General features: G+C 65.5%; 13 protein-coding genes. 11 read left to right on the forward strand and 2 right to left on the reverse strand.

All coding sequences use genetic code 11. From position 1 onward, the window contains the following. The first annotated feature begins 195 nt into the window (after positions 1-195). From J7396_RS08400 to J7396_RS08435, 8 genes are all read left to right on the forward strand, one after another. A complete protein-coding gene (locus tag J7396_RS08400) occupies positions 196-1,881 on the forward strand; it encodes an alpha-L-fucosidase (RefSeq protein WP_071117362.1) in 1,686 nt (561 codons plus the stop codon). 3 nt (positions 1,882-1,884) lie between these two features. After that, positions 1,885-2,952, forward strand: a complete 1,068-nt coding sequence (locus J7396_RS08405) for a glycosyl hydrolase family 18 protein (RefSeq protein ID WP_017155577.1) — start codon at positions 1,885-1,887, stop codon at positions 2,950-2,952. Positions 2,953-3,209: 257 nt separating this feature from the next. Beyond that, positions 3,210-5,660, forward strand: coding sequence for a family 20 glycosylhydrolase (locus J7396_RS08410; protein WP_209261290.1), 2,451 nt, complete (start codon positions 3,210-3,212; stop codon positions 5,658-5,660). Positions 5,661-5,681: 21 nt separating this feature from the next. Continuing rightward, positions 5,682-8,363 carry a glycoside hydrolase family 2 protein gene (locus J7396_RS08415; protein WP_131830039.1) on the forward strand — a complete coding sequence of 894 codons (2,682 nt, stop codon included), beginning with the start codon at positions 5,682-5,684 and terminating at the stop codon, positions 8,361-8,363. A 209-nt stretch (positions 8,364-8,572) separates the two neighbouring features. After that, positions 8,573-11,242 (forward strand): glycoside hydrolase family 3 C-terminal domain-containing protein, encoded by a 2,670-nt coding sequence (locus J7396_RS08420; protein WP_209261291.1) that lies wholly within the window; start codon positions 8,573-8,575, stop codon positions 11,240-11,242. 476 nt (positions 11,243-11,718) lie between these two features. Further along, on the forward strand, positions 11,719-13,182 hold the full coding sequence (locus tag J7396_RS08425; RefSeq protein WP_209261292.1) for a glycoside hydrolase family 125 protein: 1,464 nt from the start codon (positions 11,719-11,721) through the stop codon (positions 13,180-13,182). Positions 13,183-13,288: 106 nt separating this feature from the next. Further along, positions 13,289-15,631: a GH92 family glycosyl hydrolase gene (locus tag J7396_RS08430; protein ID WP_209261293.1), complete on the forward strand. Its 2,343-nt coding sequence runs from the start codon at positions 13,289-13,291 to the stop codon at positions 15,629-15,631. A gap of 310 nt (positions 15,632-15,941) precedes the next feature. Next, complete coding sequence (locus J7396_RS08435) at positions 15,942-17,777, forward strand: beta-galactosidase family protein (protein WP_209261294.1); 1,836 nt, start codon at positions 15,942-15,944, stop codon at positions 17,775-17,777. A 46-nt stretch (positions 17,778-17,823) separates the two neighbouring features. Here J7396_RS08435 and xopK read toward each other — a convergent pair whose 3' ends face one another. Beyond that, the gene (xopK, locus tag J7396_RS08440; protein WP_280515024.1) at positions 17,824-20,493 is read right to left on the reverse strand and encodes a type III secretion system effector XopK; all 2,670 of its coding nucleotides are present in this window, start codon (positions 20,491-20,493) and stop codon (positions 17,824-17,826) included. 506 nt (positions 20,494-20,999) lie between these two features. On the opposite strand from xopK, the gene J7396_RS08445 reads away from it, so the two are divergent. Further along, entirely contained in the window at positions 21,000-21,200 is a 201-nt protein-coding gene (locus tag J7396_RS08445) for a hypothetical protein (protein ID WP_008572048.1), read from the forward strand. Between the two features lie 57 nt (positions 21,201-21,257). Here the strand turns inward: J7396_RS08445 and J7396_RS08450 are convergent, their stop codons facing one another. Further along, positions 21,258-21,587, reverse strand: coding sequence for a RebB family R body protein (locus tag J7396_RS08450; protein WP_029819972.1), 330 nt, complete (start codon positions 21,585-21,587; stop codon positions 21,258-21,260). Between the two features lie 394 nt (positions 21,588-21,981). Between J7396_RS08450 and J7396_RS08455 the strand changes: the two genes are divergently transcribed. Together J7396_RS08455 and xopL are read left to right on the forward strand one after the other, a co-directional pair. After that, on the forward strand, positions 21,982-23,142 hold the full coding sequence (locus J7396_RS08455) for a sialidase family protein (protein WP_209261295.1): 1,161 nt from the start codon (positions 21,982-21,984) through the stop codon (positions 23,140-23,142). Between the two features lie 355 nt (positions 23,143-23,497). Next, complete coding sequence (xopL, locus tag J7396_RS08460; protein WP_209261415.1) at positions 23,498-25,210, forward strand: type III secretion system leucine-rich repeat domain-containing effector XopL; 1,713 nt, start codon at positions 23,498-23,500, stop codon at positions 25,208-25,210. Positions 25,211-25,269: the final 59 nt, after the last annotated feature.

Consider the following 25,269-nt stretch of genomic DNA (forward strand, 5'->3'; position numbering starts at 1 on the left):
GCGCCACCGACCCTCCACGGTGGCGCGCTTTTTTTTTGGACCTGTCGCTGTCCGCAGCGGCAGGTCGATGTCGCAACAAGGAGTGGTACTGGCCACGCCCCTTCGCCGCCGAGGGGGCGTGGCCAGGCCCGCTTTCGCCATCTACGCGCGGCCGCAGCATGACCGACGCGTTTCGCTTACAGGAGTGCAGTTCCCATGACGACCGATAGCCGCCAGTTCGCGGCTCCATCCCGCCGCCACGCCGGAGCTGCACCCAGGAGCCGAATGCTCGCGTTCGCTCTGTTGCTCGCGCTGCCCGCGCTGCACGTCAACGCGGCGCAATCGCCCACCGCCCCTACCGCCACCACGCTCAGCCCCGAGGCGATCGACCAGCAGTGGCTCGATGCCACCGCTGCCTATGCGCCCGAACGCGAGCGTCTGGTGCGCGAAGCCGAAGCCGGCGCGCGCAAGGGCCCGTTCCGTCCCGACTGGGCCGCACTGAAGGCGTATCAATCGCCGGCGTGGTACGACAACGCCAAGTTCGGCATCTTCATCCACTGGGGCGTGTTCTCGGTACCGGCGTTCGGCAGCGAGTGGTATTCGCGCAACATGTATCTGCAAGGCTCCAAGGAATTTGCCCATCACGTGGCGACCTACGGGCCGCAGGCGAGTTCCGGCTACAAGGATCTGATTCCCAAGTTCACCGCGCCCAAGTTCGACCCGAATGGCTGGGCCAAGCTGTTCCGGCAATCCGGCGCGCGCTATGTAGTGCCGGTGGCCGAGCACCACGACGGTTTTGCGCTGTACAACTCCAAGCTGTCCGACTGGACCGCAATGAAGATGGGGCCCAAGCGCGACCTGCTGGGCGAGTTGTCCAAGGCCATCCGCGCACAGGGGCTGCATTTCGGGCTGTCATCGCACCGTGCCGAACATAACTGGTTCTTCGATGGCGGGCGCACCTTCGATTCGGACGTCAACGATCCGCGTTACGCCGCGCTGTATGGTCCGGCGCAGGTGCGCCTGCCGGGCAAGGACGATGCCGATGTGGCCAACGACTGGACACCGGTCTCGCAGGCCTGGCTGGACGATTGGCTGGCGCGCACCACCGAGTTGATCGACACCTATCAACCGGACCTGATCTATTTCGATTGGTGGATCGCCCACCCCACCTTCCGCCGTAGCCTGCCGACGATGCTGGCGTATTACTACAACCAGGGCGCGGCGCGTACCGAAGCAGACCGCGGCGTGGTGGTGAACTACAAGCTGGGCGCCTTCCCCGAAGGTGCAGGCACGCTGGATATCGAGCGCGGCCAGCTCACCGGCATCCACCCCACGCATTGGCAGACCGACACCTCGGTAAGCAACGCCTCGTGGGGCTATATCGAAAACGACACCTACAAGTCGCCCACCTTCATCATCCACATGCTGGCCGACGTGGTGGCCAAGAACGGCAACCTGATGCTCAACATCGGCCCGCGCGCCGATGGTTCGATTCCGGAGACCGAGCGCGGCATCCTGCTGGCGATCGGCAAATGGCTCAGGACCAACGGCGGCGCGATCTACGACAGCAAGCCGTGGCGCGTGTATGGCGAAGGCCCCACCGAAGTGGTGGGCGGCACTTTCCAGGACATCAAGACCAAGCCGTACACGGCCGAGGATTTCCGCTTCACCACGCGCGATGGCGCGCTGTATGCGATCGAACTCGGCTGGCCCAGCAATGGCGAGGCGGTGATCCGCTCGCTCAAGACCGCCGACGGCGTGCGCGCGGTGACCTTGCTGGCAAACGGCAAGAAGATCCCGTTCGAACAACGGGCCGACGGCCTGCATCTGCGCCTGCCGGCCAAGCCGGTTGGCGAAAGTGCCTATGTGTTCCGCATCGACCTCTCCTCCCCCACTCCCTGACGGATGTTGTCTTTCATGAGCAAGCGATTGACCTGGATGTTGCTCGCGCTGGCATTTGCCTGCGCCCCGGCCTTGGCCAAAAACCCCACGGCGTTGTTCTATCTGATGAACACGCAGAAATCGACCAACTCGTTCATTGCCAACGTCGACAAGATCGATGTGGTGGTGCCCACCTGGTACGGCGTGGACCAGAACGGCCTGGTCAACGGCACCCCCAACATGTACCTGTACGACATCGCCAAGCAGCACAAGCTACGGGTGATGCCGATCCTGTCGATGACGACCGGTCGCGAAGGCTTCCACAAGCTGATGCATGACGAAGCCGCCAAGAAGCGCATGATCGAATCGCTGCTCATCCACGGCAAGCAGCACAAGTACTACGGCTTCCAGTTCGATTTCGAAAACATCGCCTGGACCGACCGCGACGCCTACACGCTGATGGTCAAGCAGACCGCAGATGCGCTGCACAAGGCCGGTTTCAAGATGTCGGTCGCCGTGGTGCCGAATGCACCGGGTTATGCCGAAGGCGGCCAGTTCTCCAAGTGGATGTGGGAATACTGGCGCGGTGCGTACGACCTCAAGGCGCTGGGCCAGGCGGTGGATCTGGTCAGCCTGATGACCTACGACCAGCACACGCGCTGGACCACGCCGGGCCCGGTCGATGGCATGGTGTGGATGAAGAAGCACCTGGATTACGCCATCACCCAGGTGCCGAAGGACAAGCTGTCGCTGGGCATCGCCACCTACGGCTACCGCTGGTACACCGGCAACCCGGTGAAGGAAGACGGCACCGAGGCATCGAACATTTCCGCAACGTATATCGATGCAGACGAGTCGTTCCCGCTGGCGCAGGAACAGAACGCCACCGTGCAGTGGGATCCGGTCGAGCAGGAATCCTGGTTCTACTTCTATCGCGACGACATGCGCGAGTGGGTGTTCCGCCCGGACGCGCGCAGCTTCAAGGCACGTTACGAGCTGACCAAGCAATACGGCCTGGAAGGCTTCAGCTGCTGGGTGCTGGGCGCCGAAGACCCGAAGGTGTGGGACGAGCTACCGACCGCGCAGCGCTAAGCGCAGCCGACGCTACGATGGCACAGCGATCAGGCGGGCACGGCTGGTGCAAGGAATCGGACTGCGTGGCTGCATTCCGATTCCAGCGTTGCCCGCGCCCGTTTTGCAGCGACCGACGCCCCTGACGTGATCGCATGACCACGCGGTGCCCACGCTGCGCAGCGGGACCAAGCGTGCGCCAGTCACTGCGTCTTCCGATACGGCTTTGCTACTGTGCGTGGCTGCCGTGTACCGCCGCCATACCGGGATGTGATTGCATGACGTCGAACTCCGCACCCACCGCACGCCTGACAGCCGTCGCGCCGTTCTCCTCGCGCCTGCTTGCGCTTGCGTTCGCAGCAGTGTCGCTGGCCGGCTGCGGTCAACGTGCACCAGGCACCTCGCCGGCCGCTGCCACCGCCGGCGCACCTGCTGCCGCAACCGCAGACACTGCGGGTACCCCGTTGCCACTGATTCCCGCAGCAGTCGAGGTCAAACGCGGTAGCGGCAGCTTCACGGTGGGCGCCGGCACGGTGATTTCGATCGTGCCCGGCGATGCCGATGCACGCCGCAGTGCCGAACATCTGGCCGATTTGCTGCAACGCACACGCGGGCTGCGGTTGGAAGTGCGCGCCGAAGCCAGCGCATCGCCGGGCAGCATCCGCCTGGAGCGCAGCGCGCAGGCGCCGGTAGCGCACAAGGAAGGCTATAGCCTGGAGGCCGATGCCAGGGGCGTGCGCATCGCCGCGCGCGATGGCGCCGGCTTGTTGTACGGCGCAATCAGCGCCTGGCAATTGATGACACCGGATGCACGCAAGGGCGAGGTCCGGCTGCCGGCGGTGACGATTCGCGACTGGCCGCGTTTCAGCTGGCGCGGCCAGCACCTGGATGTGGCCCGGCATTTCCATGATGTGGACACGGTCAAGCATGTGCTCGATACGATGGCCCTGCACAAGCTCAACGTGCTGCATTGGCATCTCACCGATGACCAGGGCTGGCGCATCGAGATCAAGCGCTATCCCAAGCTCACCGAGGTAGGCGCATGGCGCACACCGCCCGGCGCCGGCCAGCACGGCACGCCGCAGCGTTATGGCGGCTTCTACACCCAGGAACAGATCAGCGAGATCGTCGCCTATGCGGCGCGCCTGCATATCACGGTGCTGCCGGAACTGGACATGCCCGGCCATGCACAGGCAGCCGTTGCCGCCTACCCCGAAGAAGTGGGCGTACCCGGCGCACGCACGCAGGTGGGCGTGGACTGGGGCGTCAACCCGTACCTGTTCAACACCAGCGAACGTAGCCTGACCTTCATCACCAACGTGCTGGACGAAGTGCTGACCTTGTTCCCATCGACCTACATCCACATCGGTGGCGATGAGGCGGTGAAGGATCAATGGGAAGCCTCGCCGGCGGTGCGCGCGCAGATGCGCAAGCTCGGGGTCAAGGACGCGCATGCGATGCAGGGCTGGTTCAACGAACAGCTGGCGGCCTACCTCACCCAGCACGGCCGGCGCATGATCGGCTGGGATGAAATTCTGGAAGGCGGCGTGCCGGCCAGTGCGTCGGTGATGTCGTGGCGCGGCATCGAAGGCGCGGTGACTGCAGCACAGCAAGGCCACGATGTGGTGCTGGCGCCGGGCGACTGGCTGTATCTGGACAACCTGCAGACCACCCGCAGCGACGAACCGAACGGTCGCCTCACGGTGTTGCCGCTGTCGAAGGTCTACGCATTCGACCCGGTGCCGGCCGAGCTCAGCGCCGAACAGGCCAGGCATGTACTGGGCGCACAAGGCGCGTTGTGGTCCGAATACATCCCCTCGCAGTGGCATGTGGATCACGCCTTGTTCCCGCGGTTATCTGCAATAGCGGAAGTGACCTGGTCGCCGCCGGCAGCGCGCAACTGGAACAGCTTTCTGGCCCGCATGCCGGCGCAGCTGCAGCGCTACAAGGCGCTGGGCATCGATTACAGCGACGGCGCCTTCGCTGCCGATATCGCGCTGGAAGGCGGACCCAATCCGGTGCTCGCCGGCGGGCCGGCCAAGGTGACACTGAGCACGCAAGCCGGCGCGGGCACGCTGCACTACACCATCGACGGCAGCGAGCCCACGCCGGCATCGCCGCGCTACAGCGCGCCGTTGACGATTCGATTGCCGACCACGGTCAAGGCCACGGCGTTCGATGCGAACGGCACGCCGCTGGCGGCCACGCGCAGCCGTACCTTCGATCGCGCCAGTTTGTTGCGGGTGGATACGCAGGGACTGCAGCACTGCGTCGAAACCGGCGCGCTCGGCTTGCGGCTGCCGCTGCTGCCGGAGATGACCGGCGCCGACACGCCGGTGTACAACGTCGACCTGTTCCATGCCTGCCGCCTGTATCCGCAGGCACGGCTGGACGGTATCGGCGCAATCCGCATCGACGCCGCACGCCTGCCCAACAACTTCGGCCTGGCGCACGAGCAATCCAAGGTCGTGCAATACCCGGCCAAAACCCGCGGCGGTGAGCTGGAAGTGCGTCTGGGCTGCGACGGCGATCTGATCGCCAGCGTGCAGCTGCCGCGCAGCGACACCCTGGGCGAACAATTCACCCTGGAAACCGCACTGCCTGCACGCACCGGCATCCACGATCTCTGCCTGCGCTTCACCGCGCCGATCCGCGGCCCCCTGTATGCCATCGGCGCCGTCCAACTGATTGAAACCACTGCGCAGGCGCCCCCCGCCGCCACGCGCTGAGCCACCCTAGGAGAGTCACGCATGCCCCTGTCCCGTCATCGTTTTGTTCCCGCCCCCGCCCGTCTCGGGCTTGCCCTGGCCTTGGCCATCTCGCAGGCCTGGGCAGCACCGCCGACGGCAGTGAATCTGGACAGCGGCTGGCAGGTGCGGCTGGTGCCGGGTCAGGAGCAGGGCAAGACGTATCCGAAGGCAGCGGCGTGGTTGCCGGCGCAGGTGCCCGGTGCGGTGCAGACCGACCTGATCGCCGCCAAGATCGTGCCCGACCCGTTCTATCGCGACAACGAAGGCAAGATCCAGTGGGCGGGCCTGAGCGATTGGCAGTACCAGACCCGTTTCAATGTCGATGCGGCCACACTCAAGCGCGAACATGTCGAGCTGGTGTTCGACGGCCTGGACACGTTTGCCGAGGTCACCCTCAATGGCAAGCAGCTGCTCAGCGCCGACAACATGTTCCGGCAGTGGCGCGTGGATGCGAAATCCTTGCTCAAGCGTGGCGATAACGTGCTCGAGGTCAAGCTGTATTCGCCGATCAAGAAGATCCAGCCGTGGCTGGCCAAGCAACCGTATGCGCTGCCGGGCGCCTACGATTCGGCGTTCGGGGACGAGCCGGAGGCACGCCACAGCTCTACCTACGTGCGCAAGGCGCCGTACAACTTCGGTTGGGATTGGGGCCCGCGCATGGTCAATGCCGGCATCTGGAAGGATGTGCGCGTGGAAGCGTGGGACGCCGTGCGGGTGGATGGGCTGCATATCGCCCAGCAACGCGTGGATGCCGATAGCGCGCAATTGCAGGCGCAGCTGGAACTGCAGGCCGGCCGCAGCGGGCCGGTGCAGGTGACGCTGGATGTACTGGGCCCGGATGGGCAAAAAGTCGGCCAGTTCACCCAGGACGCGGTGGTCGATCCCGGCCAGAACCGCATCGACCTGGCGGTGCGCATCGCCAAGCCCAAGCGCTGGTTCCCGGCCGGCTACGGTGCGCAGGACCGCTACACCTTCGTGGCCAACGTGCGCGATGCCGATGGCGACAGCCAGCAGATCAAGCGGGTCACCGGCCTGCGCTCGGTAGAGCTGCGCCGCGAAAAAGACCAGTACGGCAAGAGCATGGAGATCGTGATCAACGGCATCCCGATCTTCGCCAAGGGGGCCAACCTGATTCCGCTGGATGCCTTCCCCGCACGTGTCACGCACGCGCGCATGCGCAGCACCTTGCAGGACGCGCGCGATGCCAACATGAACATGCTGCGCATGTGGGGCGGCGGGCATTACCAGGACGACTATTTTTACGACGTCGCCGACGAGCTTGGCATCATGATCTGGCAGGACTTCATGTTCGGTGGCGCGGTGCCGCCGTACGACGTGGAGTTCCGCGAGAACACCCGGCAGGAGGCGATCGAACAGGTCAAGCGGCTGCGCGATCACCCCAGCATCGTGTTGTGGTGCGGCAACAACGAAGTGCAGACCGGCTGGGAAAACTGGGGCGACCGGGTCAAGTTCAAGCAGTCGGTGGACCCGGAAGAACGCGCCCGCATCGAACGCGGCATGACCACCTTGTTCGGCACCGTATTCCGTGAAGTGGTGGCCACCTACGATAACGACGTGCCGTACTGGGCCACCTCGCCGGGCACCGATTTCGATGGCGCGGCCGACCAGACCAACGATGGCGACATGCATTACTGGAAGGTGTGGGGCGGCCCTGCCCTGCCGGTCACCGAATACCTCAACGTCACCCCGCGCTTCATGTCCGAGTACGGCCTGCAGTCGTTCCCCGATATGCGCACCGTGCGGGCGTTTGCCGAGCCCGGCGACATGGATCCGGAATCGCCGGTGATGCGCGTGCATCAGAAGTTTGACAAGGGCAACGGCAACAAGCGGCTGATGCTGTACATCCGCCGCGAATTCGGCGAGCCCAAGGATTTCGACAGTTTCGTCTACCTGAGCCAGCTGATGCAGGCCGAAGGCATCAACATCGCCGCTTCGCATCTGCGTGCCTCTCGCCCGCAGTCGATGGGTTCGCTGTACTGGCAGCTCAACGATGTGTGGCCGGGCGCGTCGTGGTCCAGCGTGGATTACTACGGCCGCTGGAAGGCGCTGCATTACCACGCACGGCGCTTCTACGCGCCGGAAATGATCGCCGCATTGCGCAACGACAAGGGCCAGACCGAGGTGTCGCTGGTCTCCGACCGCACCACCCCGCTGGCAGCGCGCTGGCGCATGCGAGTGATGGGCATGGATGGCAAGGTGCTGAGCAAGCGCGAAGAAAAAGCCAGCGTCAAACCGCTGAGCAGCCTGCAGGTGGGCAACTTCAGCGACAAGCAATTGCTGGGCAGCGCCGATCCCAAGCGCACCTACGCGGTGTTCGAGCTGCTCGACGGCGACACGTTGCTCTCGCGCGAGGTGGTGTTCTTCGCGCCGGCCAAGCAGCTTGCATTGCCGGCCGCGAAGATCGACAGCCAGTGGCGTGCCGATGGCGATGGCTACGCACTCACCCTGACCAGCAACACGCTGGCGCGCGAGGTGTGGCTGTCGTTCGGCGATGTGGATGCCACGCTGTCGGACAACGCCTTCGACCTGCTGCCGGGTGAGCCACTGACCGTGCGGGTGAGCAGCAAGGCGGCACTGGCGCAGTTGCAATCCACGCTGCAGGTGCGCGACCTGGCCGCCACGCTGGCTGGCGCGCCGCCGGAGCCTGCCGAAGCAAAGTAAAACCGCCAGCAACAGGTCTCAGCAGACGACGCAGCACGCGCGTAAGCACGCTGCTTTATCCGCGAAGACCGCATGTAGCGCTGACGGCTCCATGCAATGCATCGCACGCAAGGCAGTCAGCGATTTGTAATGACCACTGCCCGCAGCATCACTGCGGGCGACCCAAGCGCAACGCGTGACGGCCATGGCCGCCGCGCAGGAGTGAACCGATGTCGTTGTCCGTCTTTCCGTGCCGTCTTGCCGCTGCACTCAGTGTGAGCCTGGCCCTGCCGCTCATCGCTGCACCGGCAGTGGCCGCAAAAAACACCGATGCAACGCCCGAACAGCGCGCCGCCGCCCTGGTCGCGCAAATGAGCTGCGAAGAAAAAGTGGCCCAGGCCATGAACGATGCACCGGCGATTCCGCGCCTGGGCATCCCCGCCTACGAGTGGTGGAGCGAAGGCCTGCACGGCATCGCGCGCAACGGCTACGCCACGGTGTTTCCGCAGTCGATTGGCCTGGCGGCGAGCTGGAATACCCGCCTGATGCAGCAGGTGGGCACGGTGGTGTCCACCGAAGCGCGCGCCAAGTTCAACCAGGCCGGTGGTCCGGGCAAGAACCATAAACGCTACGCCGGTCTTACCATCTGGTCGCCCAACATCAACATCTTCCGCGACCCGCGCTGGGGCCGTGGCATGGAAACCTACGGCGAAGATCCGTTTCTCACCGGGCAGATGGCGGTGGGCTTTATCCGCGGCCTGCAGGGCGAGGACCTCAACCATCCACGCACGATCGCCACGCCCAAGCACATCGCGGTGCACAGCGGCCCCGAGCCGGGCCGGCATGGCTTCGATGTGGATGTCTCGCCACGCGATGTGGAAGCGACCTATACGCCGGCCTTCCGCGCTGCCATCGTCGAAGGACAGGCCGGCTCGGTGATGTGTGCGTACAACTCGCTGCACGGCACCCCGGCGTGCGCGGCCGACTGGTTGCTCAACGGCCGCGTGCGCGGCGACTGGGGCTTCAAGGGCTTTGTGGTGTCCGATTGCGATGCGGTCGACGACATGACCCAGTTCCATTATTTCCGCCCGGACAACGCCGGCTCGTCGGCCGCCGCGCTCAAGGCCGGGCACGATCTCAACTGCGGGCATGCCTATCGCGAACTCGGCACGGCGATCGCGCGCGGCGAAGTGGACGAAGCCTTGCTCGACCAATCGCTGGTGCGCCTGTTTGCCGCCCGCTACCGCCTGGGCGAGCTGGAGGCCCCGCGCAAGGACCCGTACGCGCGGCTCGGCGCGAAGGACGTGGACAACGCGGCGCATCGTGCGCTGGCCTTGCAGGCGGCCGCCGAGTCGATTGTGCTGCTGAAGAACGATGCCAACACGTTGCCGCTCAAGGCCGGCACGCGGCTGGCGGTGATCGGCCCGAATGCGGACGCACTGGCTGCATTGGAGGCCAACTACCAGGGCACCTCGTCCGCGCCGGTGACGCCGCTGCTGGGCCTGCGTCAGCGCTTCGGTGCGCAGCAGGTGAGCTACGCACAAGGCGCACCGTTGGCTGCCGGCGTGCCCGGCATGATCCCGGAGACGGCACTGCGCAGCGATGGCAAGCCGGGACTGCGTGGCGAATATTTCGACAACGTCGACATGAGCGGTGCTGCACGCGTGGTGCGGCAGGACCGCACGGTGAGCTTCAACTGGGATCAGGTCGCCCCGGCAAAGGGCGTACCGGCCGACCGCTATGCCGTGCGCTGGAGCGGCGAGCTGCTGCCACCCAGCGCTGGCGATTACACCCTGGCAGTGCGCGTGGCGCGTTGCTTCGACTGCAGCGGGCACGACCCGGTACGCCTGTATATCGACGACAAGCTGGTGGTTGCCGGCAACGCCGAAGACAAGCACGTGCCGGCCGGCATGCACAACGCCGACGGCCGGAGCGTGGAAACCGTGCTGCATTTCGACGACACCCGCCCACGCAAGATTCGCCTGGAAATGGAGCATCGCGGCCAGGATCAGGGCGTGCGCCTGGAATGGCTGGCTCCTGCCGCCGCGCAACTGGCCGAAGCCGAGCAGGCCGTGGCACAGGCAGACGCTGTGGTCGCCTTCGTTGGCCTGTCGCCGGATGTGGAAGGCGAAGAGTTGCGGATCGATGTTCCCGGCTTCGACGGTGGCGACCGCAACGACATCGCCCTGCCCGCCCCGCAGCAAGCGCTGCTCGAACGGGCAAAGGCGTCCGGCAAACCGCTGGTGGTGGTGCTGATGAGCGGCAGCGCGGTGGCCTTGAACTGGGCCAAGACGCATGCCGATGCGATCGTGGCCGCGTGGTACCCGGGCCAGTCCGGCGGCACCGCGATCGCGCGCATGCTGGCCGGCGACGACAATCCCGGCGGTCGCCTGCCGGTGACCTTCTACCGCTCCACCAAGGACCTGCCGGCCTACGTCAGCTACGACATGAAGGGCCGCACCTACCGTTACTTCAAGGGCGAGCCGCTGTTTGCGTTCGGCTATGGCCTGAGCTACACCCGCTTTGCCTATGACGCGCCGCAGCTGTCCACCACCACGCTGCAAGCCGGCAGTTCGCTGCAGGTAACCACGACCGTGCGCAATACCGGTGCACGTGCCGGCGACGAAGTGGCGCAGGTGTATCTGCAATATCCGGACCGTCCGCAGTCCCCGTTGCGCAGCCTGGTCGGTTTTCAGCGCGTGCATCTTGCAGCGGGCGAGCAACGCACGCTGACCTTCAACCTGGATGCACGCGCGTTGAGCGACGTGGATCGCAGCGGGCAGCGCGCGGTGGAAGCCGGCAACTACACGTTGTTCGTCGGCGGCGGGCAGCCAGGTACCGGCGCGGCCGGCGACACGGCGGCGTTCTCGATCTCGGGGCGTTCGCCGTTGCCGAAGTAGGCGCCGCATCGCGCTGACGTACGCAGTCGCCGGCCATGCCGGAGCAGATGGACAACAGCGGCGCGCGTGTCGATGGCGTGTCGACGAGGCACCATGGCTGCCGGAGGCAGCGACGAGCATGCCGACGCGCCCCGTCGGCGTGTTGATCGGCACTGACGATGCCGCTGGAGGGCGGCCGGACGAGTGCCGACGTGCGGGCTGCAGGCCGGAGGTCGTGGTGCCCAGCGTGGCGTTGTCGAAGGCGGTTTGCGGCCCGCATCCAGAAGGGCAGACCGCGGACCGGACCGCGACTGCGCCATCGAATAGTCCACATGCGGCAACGAATTGTGCGACCGCACTATGCACATTCGGCGCACACGTTGTATGGTCATCGGGAATTGGTCATGCATAGGTCTCATCCTCAGCCGGCAGGTCGCGCGGCCCTGGAGCGGCACTGGCGTGCGGGCCTGCTGTCGACATCCAAGGAGTTCCAGGTCATGCATACCCGCCGCGACATCCTTCAGTTGCTCGGCGCTAGCGCCGGTGCCGGCCTGCTGGCCAGCGCCCTGCCCGCGTTCGCGGCCGCGCCCGCCACCGGCGCGTCCAGTGCAGCCGGCCGCTTTGTCAGCAAGCGTCCGCCCAGGGCGCAGCGCCGCTTCGTCAGCAAGGCGGTCGAGCAGCAGATCGCGCAGATCAAGGCGCGCATCGCCGACCCCGAACTGGCCTGGCTGTTCGAGAACTGTTACCCCAACACGCTCGACACCACCGTGGAAACCGGCACCCGCAACGGCAAGCCGGACACCTTCGTCATCACCGGCGACATCCACGCGATGTGGCTGCGCGACTCCTCCGCGCAGGTGCACCCGTACGTGCCGCTGGCCAGGCGCGACCCGGCGTTGCGGCGCATGTTCCATGGCCTGATCCAGCGCCAGGCTGCGTGCATCACGCTCGACCCCTATGCCAACGCGTTCCTGCCCGACGGCCAGACCCAGCGCCTGAAGTGGTCGCTCAACGACATCACCGAAATGAAGCCGGGCGTGGGCGAGCGCAAGTGGGAAGTGGATTCGCTGTGCTACCCCATCCGCATTGCGCACGAATACTGGCGCGCCACCGGCGACACCGCACCGTTCGACGACGACTGGCGCGCGGCAATGCACGTGGTGGTCAAGACCTTCCGCGCGCAGCAGCGCAAGGACAACCGCGGCCCGTACGTGTTCCAGCGGCCCTCGCCACTGGCCACCGAAACCCTGGTGCTGGAAGGCTACGGCCAGCCGACCAAGCCCAACGGCATGATCCACTCGATGTTCCGCCCCTCCGACGATGCCTGCGTGTTTCCATTGTTCGTGCCGGCCAACCTGTTCGCAGTCACCTCGCTGCGGCAGCTGGCCACGATGAGCACGGCCTTGCATCGCGACACCGCCTTTGCCGCCGAGTGCACCGCACTGGCCGACGAAGTGGAAACCGCCACCCGCCAGTTCGGCCAGCAGCGCGATGCCGACGGGCAGGCGTACTGGGCCTTCGAAGTGGACGGCTTCGGTAACCAGTTATTCATTGACGACGCCAACGCACCCGGTCTGCTCAGCCTGGCCTACCTGGGCTGCTGCGATCGCGCCGACCCGGTGTTCCTGCGCACGCGCCAGCTGGCCTGGAGCGAACGCAACCCGTATTTCTCGCGCGGCAAAGCGGCCGAAGGCGTCGGCAGCCCGCACAGCGGCATGGGCACGATCTGGCCGATGTCGATCATTCAATACGCGCTGGCCAGCGACGACGACACGCAACTGCGCCAATGCCTGCAGTGGCTGAAAACCACGCATGCCGGCACCGGCTTCATGCACGAGGCCTTCGACAAGGACAACCCGAGCACCTTCACCCGCGACTGGTTCGCCTGGGCCAATACCTTGTTCGGCGAACTGATCATCGACCTGCATCAACGCAAACCCCAGCTGCTGCGTAGCGCCTGACCTTCCCTTCTCCCATCGGGACCTCGGTCCCCTTCATGGGGAGAAGGTGCCCGAAGGGCGGATGAGGGTACGGCGCACCCACCTCGCGACATCAGAGATCACACACATGGCAACACGACGCGGTTTTCTCCAAGGCGCCATCGCCGCAGCCCTGTTTGGCAGCGTCGGTCTGCCCGGCCTGGCGCGCGCGCGCGCCGGCAATTACGCGCTTCCGGCCGACGCGCGTGCCCGCGCCGACCTCACCCGGCATGTGGATGTGTTCATCGGCACCGGCGGCCACGGTCATACCTTCCCCGGCGCCACGCTGCCATTCGGCATGGTGCAGCTCAGCCCGGACACCTATAACGCGGTGTGGGATTCGTGCTCGGGGTATCACGAGTCCGATGGCTCGATCATGGGCTTCTCGCACACGCACCTGTCCGGCACCGGCATCGGCGACATGCTGGACGTCCTGCTGGTGCCCGCCACCGGCGAGGTCAAACTGGTGCCCGGCCCGCTCGACACCCCGGATGCCGGCTACCGCTCGCGCTACGACCACGCCGACGAAGCCGCATCGCCCGGTTACTACCGCGTGCGCCTCAAGGACAGCGGCGTGCATGCCGAACTCACCGCCACCGCGCGGGCCGGCCTGCACCGCTATCACTTCCCCAAGGGCAAACCCGCGCACGTGTTGCTCGACCTGTGCCACGGCATGCAGGACAAGCCGGAAATTGCCACCCGCGTGAGCGATGCGCAGCTGCGCGTGGTCGACGAACGCACCCTCACCGGCGGACGCCGCGTCTACCAATGGGCCAAGGGCCGCTACATCTATTTCGCCATGCGCCTGTCGCGCCCGTTCAAGCACGTGCAGCTGTACAACGAAGACCAACCGCTGCCCGCCGGCACGCGCAGCACCGACGGCACCCACCTCAAGGCCGCGTTGCATTACCCCGATGCCGCCGATGCCCCGCTGCTGATCAAGGTCGGCATCTCGGCCGTCAGCGCCGACAATGCATTGGCCAATCTGGACGCCGAATTGCCGGACTTCGACTTCGCGCGCGTGCATGCGCAAGCGGTCGCCGCCTGGGAAAAGGAACTGGCCCGCGTGCGCATCGACAGCGATGACGACGCGCAACGGCGCATCTTCTACACCGGCCTGTATCACAGCCTGCTGGCGCCCACGCTGTTCTCCGATGTGGACAACCGCTATCGCGGCATGGACCTGCAGATCCACACCGCGCCGAAGGGCTACAACAACTACAGCACCTACTCGCTGTGGGACACCTACCGCGCCGCCCATCCACTGCTCACGCTGGTCCAGCCCGAGCGCGTGCCGGACCTGGTGCAATGCCTGGTGCGCGGCGCCAACGAATGCCCGGACGGCGTGGGCATCTGGCCGCTGCAGGGCGTGGAGACCGGCTGCATGATCGGCTATCACTCCGCCGTGGTGCTGGCCGAGGCGCATGCCAAGGGCTTTACCGGGATCGACTACAAGGCCGCCTGGCCGGCGTATCGCAAGCGTGCGATGGACGACACCACCCACGGCCTGGGCGAGTACCGCACGCTCGGTTACATCCCCGCAGACAAAGTGGACGAATCGGTCAGCCGCACGCTCGAATACGCCTACGACGACTGGGCCTGCGCACACCTGGCGCAGGCCGCCGGCGCCAGCGCCGATGCACGCGCATTGCGCGAACGCTCGCGCAACTACCGCAATGTGTTCAATCGCGACAGCGGCTTCGTGCAGGCACGGCTTGCCGACGGCAGTTGGGCCACACCGTTCGACCCGCGCGGCATGGGCCACATCGCCAAGTGGCGCGATTTCACCGAATCCAACGCCTGGCAGGCCACCTTCCTCAACCAGCACGATCTGTACGGCTACATGGAGTTGTACGGCGGCCGCGACGGTTTCGTCGCCAAGCTGGACGAGCTGTTTTCCACCAGTTCCGAACTGCCCGCCGATGCACCGCCGGATATCGACGGCATGGTCGGCCAGTACGCGCATGGCAACGAGCCCAGCCACCATGTGGCGTATCTGTTCGCCTATGCCGGCCAGCCGTACAAGACCCAGGCAATGGTGCGCCGGTTGCTGCGCGAGCAGTATCACGACGCGCGCAACGGCCTGTCCGGCAACGAAGACTGCGGGCAGATGAGCGCCTGGTTCGTGCTCAGTGCACTGGGGCTGTATGCGGTGGACCCGGTCAGCGGCAACTACATCGTGGGCAGCCCCTTGTTCAAGCGTGCCACGCTGGACGTGGGCAATGGCCGCACGCTGCGCATCGTGGCCAAGGACAACAGCGCGCAGAACGTCTATGTGCAGTCGCTGACCTTCAACGGCAAATCGCTCACCCGCGCCTGGCTACGTCACACCGAGCTCGCCGCCGGCGGCACGCTGGAGTTTGCGATGGGGCCCAAGCCTAACCCGGCCTTCGGCGCAGACAAGAAGGATCTGCCACCGTCGTTCGCGTAATGCCAGTACGTCGCTTGCACGAGCGGCGCGTTCGGTTCTTGCTGCGCGAATGGGGAACGCCCTTTCCCGTGTACGCAAACAGGGATCGCTTGTTCATTCGCCAGTGGAAGTTGCTTTCTCATTCCGCAGGCGGGGATTGCTCTTCCCTTCTCCCGCAAGCGGGCATTGCTCTTCCTTCTCCCGCAAGCGGGTATTGCTCTTCCTTCTCCCGCAAGCGGGAGAAGGTGCCCGCAGGGCGGATGAGGGCAGAACGCAAACACCGCCGCCTGCCATCCACCCGCACCACCGGCCCACCTACATCGAGACCTCCATGCTGCGTACCACTCTTGCTCCCCTGGTTCTGGCCCTGGCGCTCGCGCTACCCGCCGCCGCTACCACACCCGAGCCCTGGCCCGCCTTCGGCATGCAGGGCACGCAATTCGTGCGCGACGGCAAGCCGTACCAGCTGCTCTCCGGCGCCATCCATTTCCAGCGCATTCCGCGCGCCTACTGGAAAGACCGCCTGCAAAAAGCGCGTGCCCTGGGCTTGAACACCGTAGAAACCTACGTGTTCTGGAATCTGGTGGAACCGCAGCAAGGCCAGTTCGATTTTTCCGGCAACAACGATGTGGCCGCGTTCGTGCGCGAAGCCGCCGCGCAGGGCCTCAACGTCATCCTGCGGCCCGGCCCTTACGCCTGTGCGGAGTGGGAAGCCGGCGGCTACCCGGCCTGGTTGTTCGGCAAGGGCAATATTCGCGTCCGCAGCCGCGATCCGCGCTTTCTCGGCGCCAGCCAGTCCTATCTGGATGCGTTGGCCAAACAGGTGCAGCCGCTGCTCAACCATAACGGCGGGCCGATCATCGCCGTGCAGGTCGAGAACGAATACGGCTCCTACGCCGACGATCACGCCTACATGGCCGACAACCGCGCCATGTACGTCAAGGCTGGCTTCGACAAGGCCTTGCTGTTCACCTCCGATGGCGCCGACATGCTCGCCAACGGCACCTTGCCCGACACCCTGGCGGTGGTGAACTTCGCACCCGGCGAGGCCAAGAGCGCATTCGACAAACTGATCAAGTTCCGCCCCGATCAACCGCGCATGGTCGGCGAATACTGGGCCGGGTGGTTCGACCATTGGGGCAAGCCGCATGCCGCAACCGATGCCAGGCAACAGGCCGACGAGTTCGAGTGGATCCTGCGCCAGGGCCACTCGGCCAATCTCTACATGTTCATCGGCGGCACCAGTTTCGGCTTCATGAATGGCGCCAATTTCCAGAACAATCCCAGCGACCACTACGCGCCGCAGACCACCAGTTACGACTACGACGCCATCCTCGACGAAGCCGGCCACCCCACGCCCAAATTCGCGTTGATGCGCGATGCCATCGCCCGCGTGACCGGCGTGCAACCGCCCGCATTACCGGCACCGATCGCCACCGCCACGCTGCCGGCCACGCCGCTGCGCGAATCGGCCTCGCTCTGGGACAACCTGCCCGCGCCGATCGCCATCGACACCCCGCAGCCGATGGAACAGTTCGGCCAGGATTATGGCTACATCCTCTACCGCACCACGGTCACTGGCCCGCGCAAGGGCCCGCTGTATCTGGGCGACGTGCGCGATGTGGCACGCGTGTACGTGGATCAACGGCCGGTCGGCAGCGTTGAGCGGCGTTTGCAGCAGGTGTCGCTTGAGGTAGAGATTCCTGCAGGCCAGCACACCCTGGATGTGCTGGTCGAAAACAGCGGCCGCATCAACTACGGCACGCGCATGGCCGACGGCCGCGCCGGGCTGGTGGACCCGGTGCTACTGGACAACCAGCAGCTCACCGGCTGGCAGGCCTTCCCGCTGCCGATGCGCACGCCCGACAGCATCCGCGGCTGGACCCGCAAGGCAGTGCAAGGCCCGGCGTTTCACCGCGGCGCCCTGCGCATCGGCACGCCGACCGACACCTATCTGGACATGCGCGCCTTCGGCAAGGGCTTTGCCTGGGCCAACGGCGTCAACCTGGGCCGCCATTGGAACATCGGCCCGCAGACCGCGCTGTATTTCCCCGCGCCGTTCCAGCGCAAGGGCGACAACACGGTGGTGGTCTTCGACCTGGACGATGTCGCCACCCCCAGCGTGCGCGGCCTGAAGCAGCAGGTGTGGCTCACGCCGAAAGAGTGAGTCTTGCAAGGCGGCTGCAGACGCGTGCTCGCTCGCACAGCCGCCATCAGGTGGTGGACGCAGGGGCTACGGCAGCCGCCTGTTCGCGGATGCGTGCTGCCTGGACTTCGGTCGCCAGCAGCGTGCCGCGCACATGGGTGGTGTGCTGACGGGCCTGTTTCATGCAGAACCGGGCGAACCCTGCAACACCTTCTTGCGGCACGATCGCGTTCGAGGTCAGCACCCGGATCAGGCGCTGCTGCAAACCGGGCATCCTGGCGGCGGCGCGCGCCTGGCTTCGCACATCTGGGCTCGCCAGTTCCTGCTCGGCCATCTCCAGTTCCTGCAGCATCAGGCTGATCGCGCGCTGTTGGGTGGCGTCGCGCGTGCGCACCTGGTGCAATTGCGCCAGTAAACGTTCCGAAGCCTGATCGACCGTCGCCACCGGCGTTTGGTCATGAGAATGCGGATCATCGTGCACGTCGGGCTGCGGAAGGTCCGCCTGCGCGCTGAGCTTGGCGTCGAGATACTTCTTTTGCAGTTCAAGGCAGCATTGCATATAGGCAATCTGCGACTTCACCGAGCCGGGCGTTTGCAGCCACTGCGCAAGCGCGGTTTCGGTCAGCACCGCGCTGTGCTTGGCATGGCTGCGCATCGCCTTGCCTCGCGCCTCCTGCGGCTTGCCGGTCAATACCGCGCGTCCATAGTTCGCTGCAGCGCGCAGGGCTGCATTGATGCGCCGACCCAGCGGCGCCGCCGGTGCCGATCGACCCGAGCCCTTGCCCGGATCCGTCGAGCGCGGCTTGGCCGGATGCAATTTCTGCAGGTCGTCGGCACCGGCCTGCACAAACGCGTCCAGCGCCTTTTCCTGCCCGTCGATGCAGGCGTAGAGCGCGCTCCGCAACTCGAATCCATGGTGGGGCACCACGTCATCTGCTGCTGTTGCGCCCGACCTGTCGGCAGTCGAAGCGGCGGGTTCCGGCATCGCCGGTTGCGCATCACCTGCGGCAGAGGCGCCTTGGCGATGCTTCGGCTCCAGGCCGGGATCGGGTTCTGCAACGATATCGTCTTCATCGCTCCCCTCCGCTTCCTCCGCCACTGGCGTCAGTGCAACGTCCACCGCGGTTGGCGGCAACTGGTCGGCGACGTTGGGCGCTTCCCGGGATGGCGCACCCTCCGCCTCGCGTGCAGGCAACAGATCCGCCACCGCCAACAGCGCGCGATCGACGCCGGGCATGTCCTCGGTCTGGTACCTGCGATAGCGCTTCTGCTTGCCGTGCGCCAGCAGGAACTGATGGCTGCCGACCCCCATCGTGGCCGCACCGAGCAGGCCTGCGCCGATGATCAGGCCGGTGCCCACCGGGGCGGCCACCGTGGCGCCGGCAACGACGGCCGCGCTGACGCCGACCTTGGTCAACGTACTGGCGGTGTAGGTGACTCCACCCACGACAAAGCCCTTGTTCCACTGGTTGAACCGATGCGCAAAGCGGTCGTACTTGCCCAACTTGGTGTTCACAAAGTGCTGGTAGCGCTGTGCGCCAGGACTGAGTTCGCCAGGTTCGAGATCTTGCAGGAAGCGCTGGACCCTGCCGACATCCACGGCAACACGCGTCCTTTCCCGACGCGACTGGTGCAGGAAGGTGCCCCCCAATGCGGTGGCCGCCACGCTCGCCAACGGCGCGAGCACGAAGCTGCCGGCGATGCCCGCCGCAGAGGCCGCACCTGCGGCCGCGGCACTGTGGCCCACCAGGCCCGCCGCATTTGCGCTCTTGCTGGCGATTGCCAGCCCGCCCTGGATGCCGAGTTCGCTCGCTGCCTTGGTGAAGATCACCCCGGCCGAGGCCATGGAGGTTGCGGCAATGGCGCCGTCCCGCGTATTTCGCCGCTGCAGGTAGGCGTTGGTCTCGATCGCCTCGCTCAGTGCATGCGCGTAAGCATTGGCAGCGCCTGCAGGCGCTGTCGTGCCCAAGGCGGATTGCAGTGTCGCCTGCTCCGCGCGCAGGCGGCGTTCCTGCTGCCGCAAGTGCGTGCGCTGCTCGGCAACTTCGCGGGTTTCCTTGTACGCGGCATAGATCGCAAGACTCGACAGCGGCAGCATCGCGCCGCTGATGCCCAGGCTCATCGCCAGATCGAATGTGCCTGCCGGCGCGCCTTCCTCGGCAAGGGCGTGCAGGACGCCGTCCTCCGCTGCATGCCCAACCACGTGCGGATCCGCCGGATGCCCGGCGTCGGCGTGTGGCCCATGGTGCCCTTCAGGCGTCGGCGCATGCGGGGCATCTGCAGCGTGCGGCTGTGCGGGATGTGCGCTCTGCGGTGGGTGTGGCAGGTGGTGGCCATCCGGTGCCGCTGCATGCTCGGCCGGTGAGTGCTCGGGTGGATGCGCCGAGTCCCCAGCGTCCGCGGACTGCTCAGGTTCGCCGCGGCGGGGAATGTCGTTGATCAATTCGGCCGTTTTGTCCGCGGTTCCATGCAAGGGGTCGGCCACGTACTTGGCGACCACGAAGACGTCATAGGCGGTCTCCGCTTCGGCAACCCGGGCATTGGCGTCTCCGTGGTGCGCTCGTCGCTCGCTCTCATCGCGGCGTGTGCGTCTGGGCAGTGGCCGGGTCTGCAGCACTTTCAACCCAAGTGGCCAACCCTGTCGATCTTGCGGCGATTCCGCTGCGGGCGGCGTTTCAACGGCCGCAGCGGAATCGCCTGTGACAAGGTGCTGTGCAGTGGATCGTTGGACACGCATGAGCAAACTCCAACCGGTGCGAAGCGGCGATGGTGCGCCTGTCCTCTCAAGCCAGTCTTGTTGCGACGAACACGCGATTCCGTAAACGAACTCTCCGGCCCAACCACGCGTGGCGCGATTTATCCCGGAGAAAGCCGGCCATTGGGTAGCTCCACGCCGGATGGGCAAGATGCAAGACGTCGCACCGATGGGCTGGCGGAGTTGCTACTGCGCCACACAGGCGCGGGCACGGATCCTGCTGTTGATCTGCCGCGTTCTTGCACAACGCCCCCATCGCCTTGGGCCCTGTTGCGCAATCAGAAATAACCGCCGGAACAGTTTTCTGCCGATGGCGCTTTAGACCTGGCCGCGGCCGCCGTTATCAGAACGTCCGGTGCCGCTGCGCCGCCCGCATACCGTCGAGGTATCGGACGGCACAGATTCCAGGCAATATCACCGGCTGACTCCGTTACGGATGCGCTTGCTTGCGACGTAGACGGCTTGATTGCAGGTTCCAGGAGCGTTGCATGTCGTCGTCCACCGTTGCACAAGAGTCCGTTCCCGCCGTTGCCGAGCACACCCAGAACGCCTTCGCCGAGCAGATCCACAGCAAGCCCATGGGCAGTGCCGAAGCCGCACACCTGATGACGTTCCTGTGCCAGACCGAATCGGCCAAGAAGCCGCAAACGCTGCTGCCGCCGCAAGCGCGCGACGAGAACGCGGCCTGAGCGAGGTATTTGCGCAGGCAAGCATGGCGACAGCCGTGACGCTGTCGCCATCGGCGGTTACTTTGCAGTGTCGAACGAGGTGAGCACGGTGAGCAGACTGTTCAGATTGTCTGCGGCGCCGCCTTGCGCAACGTTCTCGACATCTGCCGCGCAAGCGCCGGTATCGACACCGTAGGTCTGCATCACGCCTTGGTTGTTGGCCGCCTGCGCCAAGGGGGTTTGCTGCTGTTGTGCAGCGAGGGCATTCTGAAACAGGATGCCGGCCGAATGGGCCACGCTTTGGTAAATCGAACCCATCGCAAACGCTGGCGCTTCGCCAACGACCTTGACGTTGGCCTGGGTGACGGCATCGGTGATCTGCGGATTGACTGCGGTTGGAAAAGCCATCAATGCACTCCTGAGTGAATGGATGCACGGCGGTCTGCGTTGTGCCGTCCCAGCGGCGCTAACAACGCATCGCGGTCATATCCCCGCAACGCCCCGCTGACAAACCGCCACACCAAGCTCGCGATGCCATCCCGATAGCGGCCGGCCCGCGCGCAACTCGACCCTCGCATCGCCACGCTTCAGCGTACGTCGCACCATCAGTGTGATCGTGCGCGCGTGCGCATAGTCGCGTCCAGTCAGGCCAAGTGCCGCCAGCCAGTAGAGGCCGACGCAGAGCGGCCACATCGCTATACGTCTGGCAGTGCAATTCGACCAAGCCGCCCGAAGGACGGACCACGTGGTATTTAAGAGATAATAAAAAGGTCTTTCAAACTTCGCACAGGACCGGACCACGATGCATCCGCCACGCCTGCTGAGCCGCCTCGTTGCGAGCCTTGCTGCAAGCCTGGGTGTAGTTGCTGCCCAAGCCCAATCGCCTGCGTCGCCGCCCTCGCCGATCGTGCTCAGCGAGTTCATCGCCGACCCGGCTCCTACCCCGCAAGCACACGCGTCCACCTTGCTGGAAACGCGCGATGGTCGCCTGTTGGCCGCCTGGTTCGGCGGCGAGCACGAAGGTGCGGCCGATGTCGGCATCTGGCTGGCTCAGCGCGGCGTGCAGCAATGGCAGACACCACGCCGCATTGCCGATGGCGCGCACGCAGGCGTCGATGGCGTTGCAGTGCCGGCATGGAATCCGGTGTTGTTCCAATCGACCACCGGGCCGGTGCAGCTGTACTACAAGCTCGGACCCACTCCGCGCCAATGGTGGGGGCTGCGTCTGCTTTCCACCGACGATGGCGCGCACTGGTCGCCACCGCAGCGGTTGCCCGACGGCATTCTCGGGCCGATCAAGAACAAGCCGGTGCAATTGCCGAACGGCCGCATCCTGGCGCCCAGCAGCAGCGAAGACCGCGGCTGGCGCGCGCACCTGGAATGGAGCGACGACGACGGCGCGCACTGGCAACGCGGCATGCCGCTCAACGATGCGAAGGCGATCGGTGCGATCCAGCCCAGCCTGCTGCTATATCCGGATGGCCGTCTGCAGGCATTGGGCCGCAGCCAGCAAAACAAGCTTTTCAGCACGTTCTCGCTCGATGGCGGCCTGCATTGGCAGCCCATGCACTTGCTGGACGTGGAAAACCCGAACTCGGGCACCGATGCGGTGATGCTGCGTGACGGCCGTGCGTTACTGGTCTACAACCCCGCCATTGCCGGCAAGGACTGGTGGGACGGCCGCGGTACCCTGGCCGTTGCCGTCTCCAACGATGGCGTGCACTGGCAACGCGTGCTGACGCTGGAAGACAGCGCCCATGATGAATTTTCTTATCCGGCTGTGATCCAGACCCGCGATGGGTTGGTGCATGTCAGCTACACCTGGAAGCGCCGACGGATCAAGCATGTGGTGCTCGATCCCACGCGGTTCGGCGCATGCAGCCCCTGCCAGGCACCCGCCCCCGCCACGCTGTCTGAGCGCTGCACAACGGCATGCGGCCACGCGGCTGATCCTTCGTCATGATGACGATGGCTTCGCGCCTCGGGATTCGCCCATCGCGTTGCGTGCCAATCATCGTCATTGAGCGACAGCCAAGACGAGGAATGCAATGCGACGCGTCGATCAACCACGCCCGCCGGGCACGCCTTTCGGACTGCGGGAGCAGACTACGTCCAATGCGGATGCGCCCGCGCGCACTGCCCCACCCGCACACCCCGCGCCCGAGCGCCCTACCGGCATGCTCGGCGGCCTGACCAGATATGTGCCTGGCGACCGGTCCGGGCGACCGCCAGCAATGCCTGACGCTGCCGAGACCTCTCGCCGGCCAACCACCTCCGCCCGCCCGCTTCCCTACGGCGGATCCGGCAGCGCCGCGCGGATGAACGAGGCGGCTGGACATCCTTTGCGGACGCCTCAGTTGCCACAGCTCAGCGACATAGAACGCGCTCGCTTCCACTCCGTCACCACCGACTCGCAACACTTGCGGCCGGTGCGCCCCCGTATGCCACCGCCCGTGGGCGCTTCACCCTTACGGCGCTCCACAGCGCTGCGCCCGTACCACGACGTCCTGTCGCAATGGCAACGCCACTACAACGCAGATCGCAATGACTGGCACAGCGCATGGCGCCAGGCCAACAGCAACAACCCGCAGATCGAGACACGCACAGGCCGGGCGCTGAAGGCGACAGCCGACCTGCTGGAGGACGCAACCCAACCGGGTCGGGTCGCGCTGGAGCTGCGCTCAGTTCCGCTGCCGCAATTTCCCGACCAGGCATTCCGTCTTTCGCATCTGCAGCACATGACGATCGACGCGGCAGGGTTGATGGAGCTCCCGGACACCATGCAGCAATTTGCGGGCCTGGAAACACTCACGCTCGCACGCAATCCGCTTCGCGCGCTACCGGCATCCATCGCAAGCCTCAACCGATTACGCGAGCTCTCCATCCGCGCCTGCCCGGAATTGACGGAACTTCCCGAACCCCTGGCAAGCACCGATGCATCCGGCGAGCACCAGGGCTTGGTCAACCTGCAGAGCCTACGGCTGGAATGGACCGGGATCAGATCGCTTCCGGCGTCCATCGCCAACCTGCAAAATCTGAAAAGCCTGAAGATACGCAACTGCCCGCTGTCCGCCCTTGGCCCGGCCATCCATCACCTGCCAAAGTTGGAGGAGCTTGATTTGCGGGGCTGTACCGCGCTGCGCAACTATCCGCCGATTTTCGGCGGCCGTGCGCCACTGAAGCGACTGATTCTGAAAGACTGCAGCAACCTGCTCACGCTGCCACTGGACATTCACCGCCTGACGCAGCTGGAAAAACTCGATCTGCGAGGTTGCGTCAACCTTTCCAGACTGCCCTCGTTGATCGCCCAATTACCTGCCAATTGCATCATCCTGGTGCCGCCGCATCTCCAAGCGCAGCTCGACCAGCATCGTCCAGTTGCGCGCCCCGCCGAACCAGGGCGGACCGGACCGACCACCCCAGCTCTCTCGCCCTCTGCTGCCGGCGACCGCGCCGGGCCATCCTCTTCGGCGACCGCCAGCGAACTGCTTCGTACCGCTGCGCTCGAACGCATCGAAGACACCGCACAGGCCATGCTGAGCACGGTCATCGATGAAGAAAGAAATCCCTTTCTGGAAGGTGCTCCATCCTATCTCCCAGGAAAACGCCCTACCGATGTCACCACCTTCGGCCAAGTTCCGGCATTGCGGGACATGCTGGCAGAAAGCAGGGATCTTGAGTTCCTGCAACGGGTAAGCGACATGGCAGGCCCATCCCCCAGAATCGAAGACCCGAGCGAGGAAGGCCTCGCCCGCCACTACACGAACGTCAGCAACTGGAAGGCGCAGAAGAGCGCACACCTGGGCATCGTCGATCATCTCGGGCAGTTCGTTTATCACGAAGGAAGCCCGCTCGACGTAGCGACATTGGCCAAGGCAGTGCAGATGTGGAAGACCCGTGAGCTGATCGTCCACGCACACCCGCAAGACCGCGCGCGCTTTCCCGAGCTCGCTGTGCACATTCCCGAGCAGGTCAGCGACGACTCTGATAGCGAACAGCAGACAAGCCCGGAACCTTCAGGCCATCAGTAGAGAGCCAACGCGACAGGCGCAGCAGCCCATCGAGCATCGCCCTCAGCGTGCCTGCGCAA

Source organism: Xanthomonas sp. A1809, from assembly GCF_017746015.1.
GTDB lineage: Bacteria > Pseudomonadota > Gammaproteobacteria > Xanthomonadales > Xanthomonadaceae > Xanthomonas > Xanthomonas euvesicatoria.